The sequence below is a fragment of the Streptomyces sp. NPDC008092 genome (genome assembly GCF_042957285.1).
Lineage (GTDB): Bacteria > Actinomycetota > Actinomycetes > Streptomycetales > Streptomycetaceae > Streptomyces.
In genome coordinates this window covers 933,937-953,083 of the sequence record NZ_JBIBHY010000002.1, presented here as the reverse complement: position 1 = coordinate 953,083, position 19,147 = coordinate 933,937, and the positions used below count along the sequence as shown (strand labels likewise).

At 70.9% G+C, this 19,147-nt stretch carries 17 protein-coding genes; 1 reads left to right on the top strand and 16 read right to left on the bottom strand.

The features are described from left to right. Nucleotides 1–2: 2 nt before the first annotated feature. The 12 genes from ACFZB3_RS09080 to ACFZB3_RS09025 all read right to left on the bottom strand — a co-directional run bounded on the left by ACFZB3_RS09080 (nucleotide 3) and on the right by ACFZB3_RS09025 (nucleotide 11,596). On the bottom strand, nucleotides 3–1,598 hold the full coding sequence (locus ACFZB3_RS09080) for a proton-conducting transporter membrane subunit (protein WP_391371983.1): 1,596 nt from the start codon (nucleotides 1,596–1,598) through the stop codon (nucleotides 3–5). After that, complete coding sequence (locus ACFZB3_RS09075) at nucleotides 1,598–2,290, bottom strand: hypothetical protein (protein WP_391371980.1); 693 nt, start codon at nucleotides 2,288–2,290, stop codon at nucleotides 1,598–1,600. The genes ACFZB3_RS09080 and ACFZB3_RS09075 overlap by 1 nt, the downstream gene beginning before the upstream one ends. After that, nucleotides 2,287–3,243 carry an NADH-quinone oxidoreductase subunit H gene (locus ACFZB3_RS09070; protein WP_391371977.1) on the bottom strand — a complete coding sequence of 319 codons (957 nt, stop codon included), beginning with the start codon at nucleotides 3,241–3,243 and terminating at the stop codon, nucleotides 2,287–2,289. Before ACFZB3_RS09070 ends, ACFZB3_RS09075 begins: the two co-directional genes overlap by 4 nt. Before the next feature lie 10 nt (nucleotides 3,244–3,253). After that, nucleotides 3,254–5,287: a proton-conducting transporter membrane subunit gene (locus ACFZB3_RS09065; protein WP_391371974.1), complete on the bottom strand. Its 2,034-nt coding sequence runs from the start codon at nucleotides 5,285–5,287 to the stop codon at nucleotides 3,254–3,256. Then, entirely contained in the window at nucleotides 5,284–5,766 is a 483-nt protein-coding gene (locus ACFZB3_RS09060; RefSeq protein ID WP_391371971.1) for an NADH-quinone oxidoreductase subunit B family protein, read from the bottom strand. Before ACFZB3_RS09060 ends, ACFZB3_RS09065 begins: the two co-directional genes overlap by 4 nt. Before the next feature lie 182 nt (nucleotides 5,767–5,948). Next, entirely contained in the window at nucleotides 5,949–6,299 is a 351-nt protein-coding gene (locus tag ACFZB3_RS09055; RefSeq protein WP_391371968.1) for a metalloregulator ArsR/SmtB family transcription factor, read from the bottom strand. A 499-nt stretch (nucleotides 6,300–6,798) separates the two neighbouring features. Further along, entirely contained in the window at nucleotides 6,799–7,245 is a 447-nt protein-coding gene (locus tag ACFZB3_RS09050) for an anti-sigma factor antagonist (protein ID WP_391371965.1), read from the bottom strand. Nucleotides 7,246–7,415: 170 nt separating this feature from the next. Continuing rightward, a complete protein-coding gene (locus ACFZB3_RS09045; RefSeq protein ID WP_391372101.1) occupies nucleotides 7,416–7,841 on the bottom strand; it encodes an ATP-binding protein in 426 nt (141 codons plus the stop codon). Then, a complete protein-coding gene (locus ACFZB3_RS09040) occupies nucleotides 7,841–8,248 on the bottom strand; it encodes a pyridoxamine 5'-phosphate oxidase family protein (RefSeq protein ID WP_391371962.1) in 408 nt (135 codons plus the stop codon). The genes ACFZB3_RS09045 and ACFZB3_RS09040 overlap by 1 nt, the downstream gene beginning before the upstream one ends. After that, entirely contained in the window at nucleotides 8,245–9,969 is a 1,725-nt protein-coding gene (locus ACFZB3_RS09035; RefSeq protein ID WP_391371960.1) for a SulP family inorganic anion transporter, read from the bottom strand. The genes ACFZB3_RS09040 and ACFZB3_RS09035 overlap by 4 nt, the downstream gene beginning before the upstream one ends. Next, entirely contained in the window at nucleotides 9,966–10,307 is a 342-nt protein-coding gene (locus ACFZB3_RS09030) for a metalloregulator ArsR/SmtB family transcription factor (RefSeq protein WP_391371957.1), read from the bottom strand. The genes ACFZB3_RS09035 and ACFZB3_RS09030 overlap by 4 nt, the downstream gene beginning before the upstream one ends. Before the next feature lie 686 nt (nucleotides 10,308–10,993). Then, a complete protein-coding gene (locus ACFZB3_RS09025) occupies nucleotides 10,994–11,596 on the bottom strand; it encodes a TetR family transcriptional regulator (protein WP_391371954.1) in 603 nt (200 codons plus the stop codon). A gap of 129 nt (nucleotides 11,597–11,725) precedes the next feature. Between ACFZB3_RS09025 and ACFZB3_RS09020 the strand changes: the two genes are divergently transcribed. After that, nucleotides 11,726–12,868, top strand: coding sequence for an FAD-dependent monooxygenase (locus tag ACFZB3_RS09020; RefSeq protein ID WP_391371951.1), 1,143 nt, complete (start codon nucleotides 11,726–11,728; stop codon nucleotides 12,866–12,868). A 283-nt stretch (nucleotides 12,869–13,151) separates the two neighbouring features. Here ACFZB3_RS09020 and ACFZB3_RS09015 read toward each other — a convergent pair whose 3' ends face one another. From ACFZB3_RS09015 to ACFZB3_RS09000, 4 genes are all read right to left on the bottom strand, one after another. Beyond that, nucleotides 13,152–14,933: an RICIN domain-containing protein gene (locus ACFZB3_RS09015; RefSeq protein WP_391372098.1), complete on the bottom strand. Its 1,782-nt coding sequence runs from the start codon at nucleotides 14,931–14,933 to the stop codon at nucleotides 13,152–13,154. A gap of 77 nt (nucleotides 14,934–15,010) precedes the next feature. Beyond that, entirely contained in the window at nucleotides 15,011–17,170 is a 2,160-nt protein-coding gene (locus ACFZB3_RS09010) for a beta-galactosidase (protein ID WP_391371949.1), read from the bottom strand. A 55-nt stretch (nucleotides 17,171–17,225) separates the two neighbouring features. Continuing rightward, complete coding sequence (locus tag ACFZB3_RS09005; protein WP_391371946.1) at nucleotides 17,226–18,191, bottom strand: ABC transporter permease subunit; 966 nt, start codon at nucleotides 18,189–18,191, stop codon at nucleotides 17,226–17,228. After that, a complete protein-coding gene (locus tag ACFZB3_RS09000) occupies nucleotides 18,188–19,126 on the bottom strand; it encodes an ABC transporter permease subunit (RefSeq protein ID WP_391371943.1) in 939 nt (312 codons plus the stop codon). The genes ACFZB3_RS09005 and ACFZB3_RS09000 overlap by 4 nt, the downstream gene beginning before the upstream one ends. Between the last annotated feature and the right edge of the window lie 21 nt (nucleotides 19,127–19,147).

The following is a 19,147-nucleotide window of genomic DNA, read 5'->3' as shown; positions in this document are numbered from 1 at the left end:
CTTCAGCCTCCGATCGCCTGGGCGGCGGCGTGCAGCAGGTCGGTGAGCGGGCCGGTGGCCACACCCAGGGCGGCGCAGGCGGCCAGCCCCAGCGACAGGGGCCACACGGCGCCCGGACTTGGCTCGGCCGGAGTTCCCGGTCCGAGCAGCATGCGGGCGGTGCGGACCGTGAGCGCGGCGAAAGCGGCCAGGACGAGCAGCAGGGCCCCCGCGGTGACCCAGCCCAGGACCGGACCGGAGGCGAAACCGGCCCGGGCGATGCCGAGTTCGGAGGCGAACAGGCTGAAGGGCGGGAAGGCCATCAGTGCCACCACGGCGAGGCCGTAGGCTCCTGCGAGTGGCGGCGCCTGGGCGATGAGGCCGCGGACGCGTCCGATCCGTGCGGTGCCGGTCAGCTGGAGGATCTGGCCGGAGGCGCAGAAGGCGACGGACTTGGCGAGCCCGTGGCCGGCGATGTGGAGCAGTGCGGCGGCCAGTGCAAGGGGGCTGCCGATCGCCGTGGCCAGGGCGATCAGGCTCATGTGTTCCATGCTGGAGTAGGCCAGCATCCGCTTGTAGTCCTGCTGGGCGAGCAGCAGGCCGGCCGCGAGGCCGAGGGTGAGCAGCGCGATGGCGGCGAGCAGAACCCGGGTGAAGTCGGCGCCGAGAGCGGCATCCGCGATGACCCGGTAGCGCAGGATCGCGGTGAAAGCCACGGAGAGCAGGACCCCGGACATCAGCGCGGAGACCGGCGCGGGGGCCTGGCTGTGGGCGTCGGGCAGCCAGGCGTGCAGAGGGACCAGGCCGGCCTTGGCGCCGAAGCCGAGGATGATGAGGGTGATGCCGAGGCGGGCGACCGCCGGGTCGAGGCGGTCGGCGCGGGCGACGAGGGTGGGCCAGTCAAGTGCCCACGCCTCTGGGATGCCGGCCTGCCGGGCGGCGTAGTAGATCAGCACGGTGCCGAGGAAGGCGAGCGCGATGCCGGCCGAGCAGATCACGACGTACTTCCAGGCGGCCTCCACCGAGGTGCGGGTGCGGCGGTGTCCGACGAGGAAGGCGGTGACGATGGTGGTGGCCTCGACGGCGACCCAGAGCACGCCGAGGTTCGCGGTCACCACGGCCAGGCACATGGCTGCCAGGAATGCCTGGATCAGGGCGTGGTAGCGACGTACGGTCCGCCTGCTCGCCCGCCCGGCGTCCCGTTCGCCGCGCAGATAGGCGGGAGCGCTGCCACAGGCGATGACGGCGACGGTGCCGATGACCAGGAGCATCCAGGCGGTGAGCGCGTCACCGCGCAGTAGTCCGGAGTACGCGGTGCGCGGGCCGTCGGCGATGACATCGACCGCGAGCAGGCCGCCGCAGGTGAGGATCACGGCCGGTGAGACAAGAGCGACCCGGTCGCTCGGATACCGCTTGGGCCTCGCCGTAGTGGGCGGGGCTTCCGGCTGCACCAGAACGGAGCCCTGTGCCGATGCCCGCTTTCGGGCCTGGGTGAGCGCCGCGGCGAATGCTGCGGCGGGCGGGCGGGCGCGGGCTCCGCTCAGTGTGTATGCCCCGGCAACCAGCAGTGGCGCGGCGGCGGGTGCCGTGAGCAGCAGGGCGGATGCGGTGGGGCTCATCAGTCGTGCAGCTCCCGCAGGTCGTCGATGTCGGTGGTGCCGAATGCCTCGCGCATGCGGGTGGTGAGGATCTGCAGTACCAGGACGGCGAGCAGCACGTCGAAGGAGACGCCGAGTTCGACGATCAGTGGCACTCCGGAGGTGGCGAGGAAGGCGGTGGCGGTGATGCCGTTGTCCAGCAGCAGGAAGCCGACCACTTGGGCGAGGGCCCGTCTGCGGGTCACCAGGACGAAGAATCCGATCAGGACGGTGGCGAGGCCCACGGGGAGGGCCCGGGTGGCGGGGGTCGGGTTCAGCTCGGTCAGCGGGCGGGCCACTGCGTAGGCCAGCAGGGTGAGCAGGGCTGCGGTCAGCAGCGAGGCGGCGACGTTGACCAGGGGCTGTGTCTCCCTGCTCTCCGCCACTGTCGTGCCGTACCGCTGCCGTTCGGCGGTGAGCGCGGCCAGGGCACGGCGCATCAGATGGGGCAGGACACCCGCTCTGAGCAGGCCGATGCCGATGCCCACGCCGATGCAGTCCCAGCGTTGTTCGTGGGCGCCGAGGAGCATGGCGAGGGCGGCGAGGGCGATGCCCTGGAGGGCGAAGATCCGGACGATGACGGCCAGTTCGCGTACCCAGAGCACGAGCACAGCCGCCAGCAGGAAGAGGCCGCAGGCCAGGTCGAGGAGCTGGGTGTAGAGGCCGCCGTTCATGAGGCTCCGGTCAGGAAGTACGAGGCGGTCACCGCGAGGAGCGCCAGCAGGAAGGAGCCGGCGAGGAGTTCGGGCACGCGGAACAGCCGGACCTTGGCCCAGAAGACCTCGGCTGCCGCCAGTACCGCGCCCAGCAGGACGAGCTTCGCCGCGAGAAGCACCAGGGCCACGGTCAGAGCGGCCCAGGAGCCGGTGGTGGCGATGCCCCAGGGCACGAACAGGGAGGAGAGCAGGCCGAGGAGCAGGGTGAGGCGCATCTGGGCGCCGAGTTCGACCATTGCCAGGTCGGGGCCTGCGTATTCCAGCACCATCGCCTCGTGGATCATGGTCAGTTCGAGGTGGGTGGAGGGGTTGTCCACCGGGATCCGCCCGGTCTCCGCGAGTACCGCCACCGCGAGCGCAGCCACGGCCAGGAGTCCGGCCGGGGAGGCGAGACGGGCCGGTTCGTGGGCGGCGCCGCTGACGATGGCGGGGATGTTGGTGGTGCCGGCCGGTATCGACAGGGCGAACACCGACAGCAGGATGGTCGGTTCGACCAGGGCTGCGACCGTCATCTCGCGAGAGGAGCCCATGCCGCCGAACGCAGTGCCGGTGTCCAGGCCGGCCAGGGCCAGGGCCAGCGTGCCGAGCGCGATCAGCGACACCACCACGATGAGATCCGCATGCCCGCTGACGGGAGTGTCGGTGGACAGCAGCGGCACGAGGGCGGCAGTGACCACGGTGGTGGCGACAAGCAGGGCGGGGGCGGCCCGGAAGGCGGGTCCGGTACCGACCGGGGTGATCGGTTCCTTGCGCAGCAGTTTGCGCGCGTCCCGCCAGGGCTGGAGCACCCCGGCCCCGGCCCGTCCCTCCAGGCGGGCCCGTACCTGGCGCATCCACCCGGTCAGCAGCGGCGCTCCGGCGGTGACCGCCACGATCTGGCCGGCCACAGCCGTGTATCCGACAGCACTCATGGGTTCGCTCTCACCAGCCCACCGCCAGGATCAACAGAAGGACGACCAAGCCGGCGAAGCCGTAGCCGAGGTAGAGGTGAACGCTGCCGCCTGCCAGCCGCCGGGCCGCCTGCCCCGCGCCGGCCAGAGACCGCAGCACCGGCTCATACAACCGGTGCTCGATCCGGTCGGGCACCCGGTGCTGGAAACGCACCCGCTCGACCAGGTACGCGGACTCGCGCACCGGAGTGACATCCACGTCCTGCTCGGGTGCGAGGACGTCGTCGAAGACCCGCTGCAGCGGCTCGGCAAACGAGGTGGCGGTGTAGGCCATGCGCGGGGTCGGCGCCCCGCCCCCGCAGTCCCACAACCGCGCATTCACCCGGCGGCGACGACGTCCGTACAACAGGGGCAGCCCCACGGCCAGCAGAACAGCCACGGTAAGCGCGGCCACGACCCACAGCGGCGACAGCGTCGCGGAGACGTCCGCGAGCCGCACCTTGAGCCCGCCACCCGACACCGCGCCGCTGCCAGGAAGCCCGACCGCACCCACGGCTCTGTCGAGGCCATCACCCAGCAGTCCCGGCACCAGCGCCAGGGCCGCACACCCCGCCCCGAGCAAGGTCATCGCGGCGAGCATCGGCAGGGGCGCCTCCTTCGCTGACGCTGCCTGCGGACTGCGCGGCCGCGCGAAGAAACCCACCCCAAGCGCCTTCACGAACACGGCCGCGGCAATACCGGCCGACAGCGCGATCAGTGCCACCGACAGGGGCAGGACGACCGCCACCGCGACGCCCGGCACCGCCAGTCCGTGGATCAGGGACTGCAGCAGCAGCCACTCGCTGATGAACCCGTTGCCCGGCGGGAGCGCCACCGCACCCAGCGCGCCCAGCGCAAACAACCCGGCCGTGAAGGGCATCCGCGCGCGCAGCCCGCCCAGCCGGTCCAGGTCCCGCAGGCCGGTGGCCCGCGCTACCGCGCCTGCCGAGCAGAACAACAAGGCCTTGAACGCCGCATGGTTGACCACGTGCAGCAGCGCCGCGGCCAGTGCCAGCGCGGCCAGCGGCCGGTTGCCGTAGGCGGCGAACAGGCCCGAGGCACCCACCCCGATGAGGACCAGGCCCATGTTCTCCGAGGTCGAGTACGCCAGCAGCCGCTTGAGATCGGAGGCCATCGCCGCCTGCAGGATGCCGTACACCGCGCTGGTGCCGCCCACCGCGATCAGCCCCAGCCACCACCAGGCCGGACCGCCACCGAGCAGATCGAAGGCGGTACGAACCACGCCATAAATCCCGAGGTTGACCATGGCGGCGCTCATCAACGCCGAGACGGGACTGGGCGCTTCGGGATGCGCGCGCGGCAGCCAGGCATGCAGCGGCACCGCACCCGCCTTCGACACGAATGCCGGTACGACCAGCACGAACACCAGGCCGCGAACCACGGGCGACACAGTGTGCGCGCCCGCCCGCAGCGCGGCGAAGGTCTCCCCGCCCGCCTGCCCGGCGAACAGAGCGAACCCCGCCAGCAGCAGCACCAGGCCCAGGTGCGTCATCACCGCGTACCAGATGCCCGCTTGCCGTACTGAGGCCCGCTCCCGGTGCTCGGCCAGCACCAGCAGCAGCGACGCGAGCGCCATCACTTCCCACAGGGCCAGGAACGTGGACACGGATGCCGCAACGGGCACCAGCACGAGGGTGAGCGCGAACAGCGGCAGCACCGCCTGCGCGGTGCGTGAGCCGAGCCCATGGGCATCGCGCCCGGCCGTGTACCCGATCCCGTACACCGCGACCGCGGTCACGACGGCCCCTGCGACCGCCATGAAGAAACCCGCCAGCGCATCCACCGCCACCTGCGCACCGGCGAGCGGAATCACCCCGGCGAGACCCGCGCTCCAGCGGCTGCCTCCCAGCGCGGCCACCCCCGCCGTACCGCCGGCAAGCCCCACACCCGTCGCCAGCACGCCGACGACCGGAACGCGCAGCCGGTAGGGCAGCGCGCACCCGGCCAGCGCACCCGCGCCGGCCAGTGCGGTGGCCGTCGCCAGGGCGGCCGGGATCACGCTCACCGTCCCGTCACTCTCCTGAGCGCGGCGATGATCTCCGCCGGCTCCGGCGGGCACCCCGGGACCTGGAGATCCACCGGTACGACGTCGGACACGGCGCCCTCGACGCCGTAACCGCCCGCGAACTCGCCGCAGTTGACCGCGCAGTCCCCGACCGCCACCACGAGCCGCGGCTCGCCCATGGCCGCGACCGTACGCCGCAGCGGCTCCGCCATGTTCCGCGTCACCGGCCCGGTCACCAAGGCCACGTCCGCATGCCGGGGCGAGGCCACCAGCCGCGCACCGTACCGCTCGGCGTCATACACCGGGTTGAAGGCCGCCGCGATCTCGATCTCGCAGCCGTTGCAGGAACCCGCGTCCACACACCGCACCTGCACCGACCCGCCCAGCTCCCGAGCCTTCTCGGGCGCGTCGCCCTGCGGGCGCGGCGGCGCGGGTTCGGCCACCTTCCCGGTGGCACGGATCTTGCGCAGCAGGCCCATGAACCCTCCCTGAGACGGTGAGGACTTCTCCGCAGGAGACCAACCGGCCGACCCGCGACTTGAGTTACGGCACTTTTCTGACCCTTTGCCCCGATAGGCGATCTTTGTAAAGACGGCCGCCTCCCGGCACCACGGAGCGCTGTCGACTCTCCGGGGAGACGGCCGCCGTCCTGGGGCCGCCGCTACGACGGCGGCTTCGCCTCCCCCTGCACGGCCTGCAGGTCGGCGAGCAGTTCGGCCTGCCCGGCCAGCACCCCGGACAGGATGGCCCGTGCCACCCGCAGCAGCTCTGCGAGGTCGGGGCTGGCCAGCGAGTAGTACACGTTGGAGCCCTCCTTCCGGGTCCGCACGAGGTTCGCGCGCCGCAGCACCGCGAGCTGCTGGGACAGGTGTGCTGCTTCGATGCCCACCTCGGGGAGCATCTCGGCGACCGCGTGCTCGCGCTCGCTCAGCAGCTCCAGGACACGGATGCGGGCCGGGTGGCCGAGGGTTTTGAAGAACTCGGCCTTCAGCTGGTACAGCGGTGTACTCACCTGGCCCTCCCCTCCCCCGTGCAGCAGCACGGCACCGCCGGCCTGGCCTCGGCGCATCGCATCCACCCATTCGTCAAGAACATGCGGCCCATCCTCGCCTGCGGCACCGGCCGGGCCGAAACCGCACCGGAGGAAAGGACCGCCCAATCCGTCGGTGATGACCTCAGGAATTGCTAACATTAGCAATTCCTGAGGTCTTGCGAGGAGGGTTGCGTGAGGATCACCCCGCTGCGGGGCAGTGGCGTCGCCTGGTTCAAGTGCCCCGGCTGCCGTCTGAAGTGCCGGCCCACCGCCCTCGCGCCGGACGGCAGCTGTCCGCGCTGCGGCGAGTCCCGTCTGCTGAGATTGGCCTTCGGCGGCCGTGGCGATCAGCCGCCCCCGTATCCCCGCCAGGGATGAACCGTGCACGGCAGTGGTGTCTGCTTCGAGTGGGGCCCCACCGGCGCGCGGCGCCTGGCGCTGGAGGCTGCCTGTCTGGTCATCGTCGACGTGTTGTCCTTCATCCGGTCGCGGTGATCGCCGGCGGCGAGCTGCGGTGGCCAAATGGGAGCCTGCGGCCGGCCTTGGAAGACCTGCTGGGCGCCGGCGCCCTCATCTCCGAACTCTGTTCCCAGGGCGCCGGTCCGTTGTCCGCGGAGGCCGCGGCCGGTTCCCCCGGGTGGATGCCGTGCGCGGCGAGCGCGGCAGGCAGGTCGGCGTGGACCGGGATCAGCGTGCCGTCGCCGATGGGGACGAGGGAGCCGTCGGCGGGGATCGCGGCCGGCTCCAGGCCGCTTTCCGTCCGCGCGAGCAGGCGTGCCGCCTCAGTGATCGCCGGCTGTCCCTCGGCCGACCAGCCGCGCAGTGCGGTCAGGTCGACGACGGCCGGGCCGGCGCCGCGGGCCGGCGCCCAGCCCACGGCGCCGGCGAAGCGACGCGCGGCTTCCCGGTCCAGGTAACAGGCCACCGGCCACCGGCCACCGGCCACCGGCCACCGGCCACCGGCCACCGGCCACCGGCCACCGGCCACCGGCCACCGAGAGGATGCCCAGATCGTCCTCGACGGTGTAGCGCCACTCGATGGTCATGGTGATGCACTTCCTTGCGGAGGCGGCCTGGCCGGAGTCCGCGTCCGGTTCAGAGGGGGAGGGTGATCCATATGCTCTTGCCGCCGCCGTCGGCATCTGCGCGGACCACCGCGGTCCCGCCCAGGGCGAGCGTCAGTTCCATGACGGTGGCCAGGCCGCTCGTCCCGGTGCCGGTGACCGCCGCGTACAGCGGCGGCTGGTAGGGGTGGCGGTCGTGGACGGCGAAGGCCAGGCAGTCCCGCCCGGCCGCGTAGATCACGGTCACCGTCGGGGAGAGGACGGCGGCGTGCCGGACGCTGTTGGTGACCAGTTCGGCGAGGATCAGCAGCGCCGGATCCACCGTGGGGTGACGCAGCCCGATGCCCCACTCGACCAGGGCCTGCTCGGCAGTCTCGCGCGCCAACCGTACGGCGGACGGCTCGCTGGGCAGCGTGAGCACGTGCCGGTAGGGCAGTGTTTCCAGCTGAGTGGACATCATGCCTCCGCGCGGGCGAGGCGGAAACCGGCGACGGTCTTGGGGTGCAGGCGCAGCAGGGTGTCGTGCGGGCCGTGGCTCCAGCCCGTGAGGGTGCGCCGGTAGTGGCCGGCCTCGTCGGGGCCGGTGAGCACCTCTGCGGGGCCGGACACGGTGACGGTCCAGCCGGTGCCGGAAACGGCTCGGACGTCGTCGACGTGATACGTCGCCGTCGTAGGTACCGCCGGTGCCGGCACGGGCGTGCGGACGATGAGCCGGCCGTACTCCCACACATGGCGGGCAGGACGGATCACGGTCAGGTCCCGCTGCGCATACACGAGCCGGCCCAGTGTGCTGCCTTCCAGCAGCCACAGCGCCTCCGCGCCGGAGACCTCGACCAGACGAAGGGGGGTGTCGGGAGAGCTCATCGCAGGGCTTCCTCGCTGGAGGTTCGAGGCTTCTGGGCGGGAAGGCCCGACAGGACTCCGGCCGTTTCCAGGTGATCGCGGGCGGCCCGGACGGCCTCGGGAGTGGTGGCGTACTCCCGGCCCTCGTGGCACAGCAGGTCCAGCGCGCCCACGGAGTCCAGGACCTGGCGCTGGCCGAGGCGTATGCCGGAGGCCATGACGACGATGCCGCGCCGGTTGAGTTTCTCGACCGCGTCCTTGAGGACGAGGGCTCCGGTGGCGTCGATGGTGGTCACACGGGACATGCGCAGGATGACGACGCGGACGTCGGCGACCTCGGCCAGCTCCAGGAGGAAGCGGTGGGCGGCGGCGAAGAACAGCGGGCCGTCGATGCGGTAGGCGACGATGTGCTCGGCGAGCAGCGCGTGTTCCTCAGCGCTGTGGTCGCCCCGGTCGAGCGGGACCTGGTCCAGGCTTGCCTGCCTGGCGATGGCGCGCAGGGCGAGGGCGCCCGCGACGACCAGGCCGATGATCACCGCGTACACGAGGTCAAGGGCCAGGGTCGCCGCGGCGGTCAGGACGAGTATCAAGGCGTCGGAGCGGGTGGCCCTCGCCATCGCCTTGAGCGAGCCGACCTCGACCATGCGGACCGCGGTGGCCAGCAGCACTCCGGCGAGCGCGGCCAGCGGGATCCTGGAGACGAGGGGCGCGGCCGCGAAGACGATCACCGCGAGGACCGCGGCGTGGACAAGGGCGGCCAGCCGGGAACCCGCGCCGGTGCGGACGTTGACCGCGGTGCGCGCGATCGCACCGGTCGCAGGCACGCCGCCGAACAGCGGGGCGGCGATATTGGCCAGGCCCTGACCGAACAGCTCCCGGTCCGGGTCGTGTTTCTGGCCGACCGTCATGCTGTCGGCCACCGAGGCCGACAGCAGCGACTCCAGAGCGGCCAGCGCCGCGACCGCGACGGCGGGTGCGAGCAGGGAGCCGAGCGCGCCCGGGTCCACGAAGGCGAGGGACGGCGCGGGCAGACCGGACGGCAGGTCTCCGATCGGTTCCGCCGCGTCCAGGCCGGCGGCCTGGGCCACCACAGTGGCCGCGATCACCGCGAGAACGGAGAACGGGACGGCGGGCCGTCGGCGGGCCCCGACGATCATGACAGCGGCTACGGCCAGGGCGAAGGCCACGGCGGTCCAGTTCGGATCCTTCGCGAACTCCTCCAGGGCGCGCCAGGTCACCACGAGGACACGGTCCCCCGCCGGCTTGGGCACCCCCAGCGCGTTGGGGACCTGCTGCAGACCGATCACGCAGGCAATACCGAGGGTGAACCCCTCGACCACGGGCGCGGGCACGTACTGCATGTACTTGCCCGCCTTGAGCAGGGCGAGCGCGACGAGCATCACGCCGGCCATCAGCCCCACCGTGAATACCCCGGTCGGCCCGTGTGCGGCGACGATCGGCACGAGCACCACTGTCATCGCACCCGTCGGACCGGACACCTGCAGATTCGAGCCGCCGAACACCGCGGCGAGCGCACCGGCAACGACCGCGGTCGCCAGCCCCGCCTCGGCGCCGAGCCCGGAGGAGACGCCGAAACCGAGAGCGAGCGGCAGCGCGACGATCGCCACGGTCAGGCCCGCGAGCAGGTCCCGGCGCGGGTCGCGGCGCATCTCCGCCAGATCGCCACGACCAGGCAGCAGCGCGGCGATCCGGCCCCGGATCCGGGTGAGGGCGGACGTCATCGCGCGGCGACCTCGACTTCCCGCAACTCGGCCAGCAACTCGTTCTGCCCAGCCAGCATCTCGGTGAGGATCCGGCGTGCGGCCTTCAACAGGTCGGCGACATCCCCGCCGGCCAGCCCATAGACGACCGTCGAGCCCTCTCGCGTCGAGGTGACGATGCCTGAGCGGCGCAGCACAGCCAACTGCTGCGACAGACTGGAAGGTTCCACCTCGATCGCGGCCAGCAGGCTGCGCACCGGCATCGGTCCGCCCTGCAGCAGCTCCAGCACCCGTATCCGCACGGGATGCCCCAGCATCCGGAAGAACTCGGCCTTGGCCTGGTACAGCGGAACGGACACGACCCCTCGACTTCCCCGACAGAGCCCCGGCCGGGGCAAGCGAAGCCTGTGCCCACGGCTACCTGCAGACACAGCAAACACAGCATCTAGCCAATTGCGAAATTTTGCAATTCAGCATCCGGTCACTGCCCGGGCATCCGCCAGGGACGGCTCAGCCCTCCTTGACCACGCCCCGCTGCGGCTGCATGGCACCGAAGCTGTCGACTGAGCCGTCGAGGCCACACGTCGGCTGCGGTCGACCAACCGACTCTTGCGTGCCTTGGCGCCGGCCTTGATTCCCTACGGGCCACCCTCCATCGCCAGGCAGACCACGTACGAGCGGATGGGCAGCGCGGCCCTGCACGATCACCTAGGCGGTAGGGCCGACAACGCTCGGCGTCGGCCCGGGGACTGGCGTGACAGGTACGCCGTACCGCTGGCCCATGACCGCCTCACCGAGATCGTTGGCGTAGCAGCCGATCGTCGCACCGGGCGCCTGGGTCGTGGTGCGGCCGAAGGCGTCGCGGCATCGGATACTCCACTCCGGCCGGCAACCGGATGTGATCGCACTGGCCATCGTCGAGGGTGCCGCTGGTGCGCTCGGGCGGGTGATGCCCTCCGAGGTGCCGGAACGGATCACGGGCGATGCGGGTAGCCGGCCTGGCGCACACGTGCCTCCGGGATGCCGTGGCCGGTTTTCCGCCGTCTCATGCGCCTGCGGGTCCGTGGTGGCGGTCGGGCGGCTGCCAGCCGTTCGTGAGGATGTCGAAGACCTCCTCGACAGCTGCTCTGCGGTCCTTCTGCCGTTGGGCCAGGCCGGGGATCTCCAGGACGAAGCGGGCCAGCGTGGCGCAGGCGAGGTCGTCGTGATCCACGCCGTACTCGTCGGCGATGGCCACGCCGAGGGTGTCGGCGTGCCGGGTCCACATGCGTTCGGCGTAGGCGCGCAGCGCCGGGGTGGTGTTGACCAGGCGGGTGAACTCCGCGCTCTGCGGGTGTGCGGCGATCGGCAGCCAGGTGGCGAGTACGTGCTCGCGCAGGGCGTCGAGAACGCTCCGGCCTGCGGGCCGTTCGCGCACGGCCGCGGCCAGGCGCGCGTCGGTGCTCTCTTCCTGGTCGAACACGAGGGCTTCTTTGCCGGTGAAGTGCTTGAAGACCGTGGCGGTCGACACGTCCGCGGTCTCGGCGATCTCTTTGATGCTCACGTGGTCGTAGCCGCGCTCCAGGAAGAGGCGGAGTGCGGCGTCGGCGATCGCCTGCCGGGTGGCGGCCTTCTTGCGCTCGCGGCGGCTGACAACGGGCTCGGTCATGCCGCGAGTCTATCCGAAAGTGCCACCCGGATAAGAGTTGTCACGTTCTACTTTTCTATCTACTCTACTTTTCGAGGCCGCAGAGCAGACGCGGCCCTGCATCCCCGTCCCACAGCGAAGGACGAACCCATGACTTCTCCGAACCCCGCGCACGCCCGGATCAGCATCATCGGAGCCGGACCCGGCGGGCTCACCTGCGCCCGCATCCTTCAGCAGCGCGGAATCACGGTCACCGTCTACGACCGCGATGCCGGCCCCGACGCACGCGACCAGGGCGGCACCCTGGACCTGCACGCCGACAACGGCCAGATCGCCCTGCGCGAAGCCGGCCTGCTCGACGAGTTCTTCAGGCTGTCCCGCCCCGAAGGGCAGGAGATGCGCCAGATGGACCCGACGGGCACCATCACCTCCCACCAGATCCCCGAGCCCGACGAACTGTTCAAGCCGGAGATCGACCGCGGCCGGCTGCGCGACCTGCTGCTGGGCTCCCTCCAGCCCGGCACGGTGCAATGGGGCCACGGCCTCGACCGCGTCGGCGGACCCGCACAGGGGCCGCGCCTGCTGCACTTCGCCGACGGCACCACCTCAGAGACCGATCTGGTCATCGGGGCCGACGGCGCCTTCTCCCGGGTACGCCCGGCCGTCTCGCCGGCCGTCCCCGGATACAGCGGGATCAGCTTCCTGGAGGCGTGGTTCTCCGACGTCGAAGCCCGTCACCCCGACATCGCCGAACTGGTCGGCCAGGGCGGCGCCCACGCAGCCGACGGCGAGCGCGGCATGTTCGCCCAGCGCAACGGCGACGACCACATCCGCGTCTACCTGATCCAGCGGGTCCCGGCCGACTGGATCACCGCGAGCGGCCTGACGCCGAAGGACACCGACGCCATCCGCGCCCGGCTCCTGGAACGCTACGCCCGCTGGTCACCCCGCATGAAGCAGCTGATCACCGACAACGACGGCCCCTACGTGGACCGCCCGATCTTCGCCCTGCCCGTGCCGCACACCTGGCAGCACCATCCGACCGTGACCCTGCTCGGCGACGCCGCCCACCTCATGCCGCCGCTGGGCGTCGGCGTCAACCTCGCCATGCTCGACGCGAGCGACCTCGCCCTGTCCCTGGCCAACGCGGCGACCGTCGACGACGCCCTCCACGCCTACGAGAAGACCATGCTTCCCCGCTCGGTCGAGAACGCCCAGGCCCTCGAAGGCGGCGCCGAGCACCTGCTGGCCACCGAGTTCCCCGACTTCGGCGACGACGAACCCCAGCACTGAACGCCCGCCACCGGCGACTCACGGACACCCCGGCCAACGCGTCCGCAGCCGGATCCGGGAGAACCGCGGAGATCACCGTCCGCTGTCACGAAAAGCACACGCAGAAGTCGCGGGAGGCCGGGCTCGGCGCGATCGCCGAGCTTCCCAACGCCCACCCAAAGCTGCGCATCTGACGTGCGGTCATCACGGTGCACACCGCGAACCCCGCCTCCGGACGTAGCGGAGACGGGGCGAGTAACGAGCCGCATGCTGGACAGACCCGGTGGCCGCAGTACGAGTTGGTCTACTGAACGAGTTCCCAGTCCTGGGAGCCGTCCGTGGCCGCAGTCTGCAAAGTGAGCTGCCCTCCCGCGGATGCTCCGGTCAGGTACAGACTCGTGTTCTTGACCGACTGCAGCTTGTAGAGGCCGTCGCTGGTCTTCACGAGGTTCCAGCTGCCGGTGGAACTGTTGTCGACCCACTGGCCGATCTTCTGTCCGGCCGTCGCGTTGCCGGTCCAGATCGCCGCCGCGCGGCCACCCGACTTGTTGAGCAGGGTGGTTCCGCCGCCGGGCTCGGTCACCACGTGCCAGAACTGGGTGTCGGGGTTGGCCGCGGAGCCCGGGTCCTCCAGGCGGACGTCGGGTATGTCACCGTTGCCGAGGTTGGCGTCATTGGTCTTGTTGCCGGTGCCGATGACCTGGTCGGTCTTGCGGTTGAACAGCTGGTAGTAGGTGCCGGCCGAGTTGCCGAGGTCCGTCTCGGCGTACGCGATCGTCGAGGTCCCCTGGTTGTTGAGGATCACGAGACGGCCCGTGCCGTCGACGTACTGGAGGTTGCGGCTGTAGCCGGCCTTCGAGGTGGTCTGGTACTCCTTCCAGGTGCCGTCGCTGCGTCCGGTCTGGTTGACCCAGACACTCGCGCTGCCGGCCGCGTTGTAGACCAGGCGTCCGCCGGGCAGCCGGACGAGGACCGGGCTGCCGCCCGTCGCCAGAGTGCGGGAACCGGCGTCGACCGGGAGGGAGTTGACGCCGGTCCCGGTTGCCGAGCCCTTGAAGAACTCCAGCGGGTTGCCGGCGGTCTGGTACCGGGTGTTGGCGCCGCCGCCCCAGTACTCGTAGGTGATCATCCACTTGCCGTCGGTGGTGCGGGCCACGTTCGTCATGCCGGGCCGGCCGCCGCCGATCTCCGACTTGCCGCCTCCCATGTCCTGGGTCAGCCCTGCGATGTCGACGACCGGATCGCTCCACTGCGCCGCGTGGCCGTCCCAGGTCCTGTGCACAAGGACCTGGCCCTGCGAGTCAGTGGCGGTGTCGTTGGCGGGGTCGAGGGTCGGCACACCGGTTGCCGGGTCGAAGCCGGTGTAGTCGTTCTCGTCCGAGTAGTAGCAGACGAGTTTGCCCTTGTAGACCATCAGGTACGGCTCCCAGAGAGGGTCCACCTGGTGGTTGGTGTTCGCCGAGGAGAAGTTCTGGCCGGTGGCGCCCGCGCTGCCGCCCTGCCAGCCGCCGGTGGCGACGACGTTCTCGACCTTCCAGGTGGCGCCGTTGTCCAAGCTGGAATACAGGGCGATCGCCACGTCCTTGCGGTCGCCGTCGTTGGTGGGCGTCCAGTTCGGGTCGGCCGCCTTGTGCTCCTTGTAGTAGTAGTCGTCGCCCGACACGACGCTCGCCAGGAGCAGGGTGCCCTGCTTCAGGTCTCCGACATCCTGCGGCAGGACGTAGAGGTACGGGTTGGTCCAGTTGCTGGTGTACTTCGCGTACTTCGGGTCGCTGGACAGATAGGCCGGTGCCTTCACCTCGGACAGCGACTGCCACGTCGTACCGTCGTCGTCGCTCTTGTAGACGGGGAGCGTCTGCCCGTCGGCGCTGCCCGAGGCCGGAACCGTGGACCTCTCGAACGACGCGACCAGCCGGCCGTTCGGCAGCTCCGCCGACTTCGGGTAGATCGCGCAGTTCCCCCGGCCCTTGAGGCACGCCTCGCTGCCGAGCTGGTAGACGGTCCCGCCCGTCGGGGCGTATGCCTGGGCGCCGCCGGACGCGGGGATCGCCAGCAGCGCGGCGGCCGCGACGGCGGCTCCCAGCACCTTTCTCACTCTTTTCCTGTGCACAGCCTCTCCTTTGAGGTTGGTGGTCCTCGGGGTGACACCGACGGGCCTTCGTCCTAGACCCTCGGTCCGCCGGAATTCGTAGCGACGAGCACCTTCACGTCCCAGGCGTCCAGATCGAGCGCGCTGCCCGCGAGGACGAAGGTGCCGTCGAGAACATCGGTCAGCTCGACGGGAGCCGCGACCCGCACCGGCTCCCAGCCCCAGTTGTGGATCACGTGCACCCTGCGGCCGTCCGGGGCCGTGCCCGTGGTCGCTGTGACGGACGCCGGCAGGTCCTGCCATCCGCTGCGGGCGGCGGGCGCCAGCCACTCGGTGAGGGCCCGGGCGAGACCGCGCCCAGGGGCGGTGCCGACGCAGGTGATCTGTCCCCCGCCGTGACGGCGGGTGGTGATCGCCGGCCACCTGCCGAAGTGGGGGTGGTCGTAGTGCGCGAGGGCCTCGGCGTCGTGCGCGGTCAGGCTGTCCACCCAGTGCGTGGCCGTCGCGTCCGCGGGGAGGTCGAGCGGGCCGCCGGGGGTGGCGGTGACCGTGACCGGGGCGGTCAGGTTGCTGAACTCGTCGTACGTGACGCCCGCCGCGTCGGCGAGGCCGCCGGGGGCCGGTTCCAGCCGGGCCCGTGCCTCGTGGTCGGCGTAGGCCGTCCGCGGGCCGAGGACGAGATGGCCGCCGGCGTGGGCGTAGGCGGCCAGCCAGTCCACGGTGGTGTCGTGGGCGAGGTACAGGGCGGGCACCACCAGGACCGGGTGACGCCGGGCCGCTTCGGCGGGTGCCATGCCCTCCCGGTCGCCGTCCGGGTCGTGGAGCTGCCGGACGTGGACGATGCGGACCTGCCGGCCGGCGTCGAAGGCGCCTCGGTAGAAGGGGTCGAAGATGCGGTGGTAGGAGGCCGGGTCCGGTTCGCCGCCGGCGGTCGCCAGCGGCGGGTACTTCTGCATCAGCCACTTGCTCGGCGTCGAGTAGACCATCGTGATGTCGGCGTCCGGCTCCAGGCCTGCGACGAGCGGGCCCGCCTTCTCGAACTCCGCGCCGAGCCTGGCGAGTTCGGCATACGTCCGCCCGGGGCGGCCGCTGTGCGGGAGGACCCCGCCCCAGTAGGTCTCGGCGCCGAAGCGCAGGGTCTGCCACTGCCAGTACTCGATCATCCGGGCGCCGCGCGCCACGTGGGCCCAGGCGGCCTGGCGCCATTGGCCGTCGAATCCGGGGCGGTTGTCCCAGGGGTAGCCGATGGAGTTCGCGTTGGTCTCGGTGACCAGGAACGGCTCCTGGCGTGAGGAGAACATCCAGTCCGCGGTCTGGTACATCGACCAGACCCCGGTGGTCTTCCAGCTCTGCTGGTGTTCGTCTGGTGTGGGGTCGGGGAGCAGCAGGCCGTCCTGCATGTCGTAGTACGGGTTGCCTGAGGCGATGTCCAGGCGGTCCGACAGCTCGTCGTCCTCCACGCCGCCTCTCGTGTAGGAGATGCAGGTGGTGACGAACTGCTCCGGCCGGGCGTACTCGCGAACGATGTCGGCCTGCCAGCCGATGAACTCGGTGACCTGGCGGGCCTGGAACTCCCGCCAGGCGACGTCGTACTGGGGCTGCACGTTGCCGTCCGGGGTCCACAGGTCGGCCCAGGTGGACAGGCGGTGCGACCAGTAGACGAGGCCCCACTCGCGGTTGAGGGTCTCGACGTCCCGGTACTTCTGACGCAGATGGTCGACGAACCGCTCGAACACGCCCCGGTTGTGCAGCAGATGCAGTCCCGGTTCGTTGTCCACCTGCCATCCGATGACCGCGGGGTGGTCGTAGTACCGTTCGGCGATCTTCCGGATCACGCGCTCGGCGTGGAACTTGAACGCCGGGTGGGTGATGTCCACCTCCTGGCGGGCGCCCCAGCCGATCCGCTCGCCCGTGCGCAGCTCGCCGGTGATCTCCGGGTACTGCCGGGCCAGCCACGGCGGCACGGCGTACGTCGGGGTGCCGAGGATCACGGAGATGCCGCGCTCGTGGGCGCCGTCGAGGACGGGTCGCAGCCAGTCGAGGTCGAACCGTCCGTTCTCCGGCTCCCAGGTCGACCAGACCGACTCCCCGACGCGGATGACGGTGAAGTGCGCGTCGGCCATCAGGTCGAGGTCGGTCTTGAGCTGTTCTTCGGGCTGCGTGCCGCCGTAGGCCGGCGTGTACTCGTGGTAGTAGGCAGCGCCGAACAGGACACGGGCGGGCAGGACCGCCATGGGGGGACCTCCAAGAGGGGGATGGGAGAAGGGAGCAGGGTGTGGTCGGCGGCGCTTACTGTTTGACGCCGCCGGCGGCCAGGCCGCTCTGCCAGTACCGCTGGAGCATCAGGAAGGCCGCGACGAGGGGGATGACCGAGATGAGCGAGCCGGTCACGACGAGCGCGAGCATGTCGCTGCTGGCTCCGGCCCCGCCGTTCTGGGCCTGGGCCGCCCAGGAGGAGAGCCCGACCGTGACGGGGTACAGCTTCGGGTCGTTGAGCATGATCAGCGGCAGGAAGTAGTTGTTCCAGGTCGCCACGAGCGTGAAGAGGACGACCGTCACCAGCCCCGGTGCCAGCAGCCGCAGGGCGATCCGGACGAAGATCCGCAGCTCTCCGGCACCGTCGATCCGGGCGGCCTCCAGAAGGCTGTCGGGGACGGCGTCCGCCGCGTAGACGCGCATCAGGTAGAGGCCGAACGGGCTGACGAGCGAGGGCAGGACGATCGCCCAGGGGGTGTTGACCAGTCCCACCTTCGCGAAGAGCAGGTAGGTCGGGATCGCCAGTGCCGTGCTCGGGATCATGATGGCGCCGAGGACCAGGTTGAAGGCCGTGCTGTTGCCCCGGAACCGGTACTTGGCGAAGCCGTACCCGGCCGCGGTGGCCAGGAGTGCGGCGCCGAGCGCGCTGCCGACCGAGTACAGGACCGTGTTGAGCAGCCAGTGCAGGAAGACGCCGTCGTCGTAGGTCAGGGTCTGCCTGATGTTCGCCGCCAGGCGCGGGCTGTGCGAGAACCACAGGCCGAAGCTGTTGAACAGGTCCTGGGTGCTCTTGGTCGAGGCGACGGCGAGCCAGAACAGCGGCAGGAGGAAGTAGGCGAGTACGGCCAGCATGACGATCGTCAGCGGGGTGCTGCGGCGTCGGACCGGGGAGCGGCGCCCGCGGGGGACCTTGGCCGCCCGACGGGACGCGGTGGTCCCGGAGGCTGCGGTGGCCGGGCCCGCGGCGGACCGGGGCGCGGACTGGGAGGCGACGGTCACGAAGTCCTCCTGCGGTTCGCGGTGATCAGCACGGCGTAGGAGAAGACCACGATGACCAGGCCCAGCAGGAAGGAGACCGCGGCCGCGTAGTTCACCTGCTGTCCGGTGAAGGCGAGGGTGTAGGCGTAGAGGTTCGCGGTGTACGAGCTGTCGATCACGTCGGGCGCGATGGTCTGCAGCAGTTTCGGTTCGTTGAACAGCTGGAAGCTGCCGATCACCGAGAACAGCAGGGTCAGCAGGAGCGCCGGCCGCAGCGCGGGCAGCTTGACCGACCAGGCGACGCGCCAGGCGCCGGCGCCGTCCACGGCGGCCGCCTCGTACAGCTCACCCGGTATGGTCCGCAGCGCGGCATAGAGAATGATCATGTTGTAGCCGACGAACTCCCAGGTCACCACGTTCGCCAGGCTGCCCAGCATCCAGGTGTCGCTGAGGAAGTGCGGGATCGGCACATCGAGCTTGCGGCCCAGTTGGGCGAAGGGGCCGAAGTCGGGGCCGTAGAGGTAGCCCCACATGAGGGTCGCGACGACGCCGGGTACCGCGTACGGGACGAAGATGCCGAGCCTGATGACCTTGGCGAGCCGCAGCAGGCCGCTGTCGAGTGCGAGCGCGAAGAGCAGCGCCAGCAGCAGCATCACGGGGACCTGGATCGCGAAGAACGCCGCGACCCGCAGGAGCCCTTCCCTCAGCTGCGGGTCCTTCAGGGCGGTCACGTAGTTGTCCAGCCCGACGAACGTCGTCCCGCCGATGAGGCGTTCCTGGAACAGGCTGAGATAGGCGGCATAGCCGAGCGGGGTCAGGAACAGCAGCACGAACAGCACCATGAACGGTGCGATGAACAACGGGCCTGCCGCACCGTGGCGCAGGCCACCGAGCCGGCGGCGCTGCGGCCCTGCTCGGCGCGGGTCCTCGGTGGAGGCCGCGGTCATGGCGGTCATCAACGGGCCTTTCTGGATGTC

Bases quoted from the DNA above. Each gene is read 5' to 3' on its own strand.
- ACFZB3_RS09080 (WP_391371983.1), bottom strand. From the start codon at position 1,598: ATGAGCCCCACCGCATCCGCCCTGCTGCTCACGGCACCCGCCGCCGCG.
- ACFZB3_RS09075 (WP_391371980.1), bottom strand. From the start codon at position 2,290: ATGAACGGCGGCCTCTACACCCAGCTCCTCGACCTGGCCTGCGGCCTC.
- ACFZB3_RS09070 (WP_391371977.1), bottom strand. From the start codon at position 3,243: ATGAGTGCTGTCGGATACACGGCTGTGGCCGGCCAGATCGTGGCGGTC.
- ACFZB3_RS09060 (WP_391371971.1), bottom strand. From the start codon at position 5,766: ATGGGCCTGCTGCGCAAGATCCGTGCCACCGGGAAGGTGGCCGAACCC.
- ACFZB3_RS09045 (WP_391372101.1), bottom strand. From the start codon at position 7,841: ATGTCCACTCAGCTGGAAACACTGCCCTACCGGCACGTGCTCACGCTG.
- ACFZB3_RS09040 (WP_391371962.1), bottom strand. From the start codon at position 8,248: ATGAGCTCTCCCGACACCCCCCTTCGTCTGGTCGAGGTCTCCGGCGCG.
- ACFZB3_RS09035 (WP_391371960.1), bottom strand. From the start codon at position 9,969: ATGACGTCCGCCCTCACCCGGATCCGGGGCCGGATCGCCGCGCTGCTG.
- ACFZB3_RS09025 (WP_391371954.1), bottom strand. From the start codon at position 11,596: ATGACCGAGCCCGTTGTCAGCCGCCGCGAGCGCAAGAAGGCCGCCACC.
- ACFZB3_RS09020 (WP_391371951.1), top strand. From the start codon at position 11,726: ATGACTTCTCCGAACCCCGCGCACGCCCGGATCAGCATCATCGGAGCC.
- ACFZB3_RS09010 (WP_391371949.1), bottom strand. From the start codon at position 17,170: ATGGCGGTCCTGCCCGCCCGTGTCCTGTTCGGCGCTGCCTACTACCAC.
- ACFZB3_RS09000 (WP_391371943.1), bottom strand. From the start codon at position 19,126: ATGACCGCCATGACCGCGGCCTCCACCGAGGACCCGCGCCGAGCAGGG.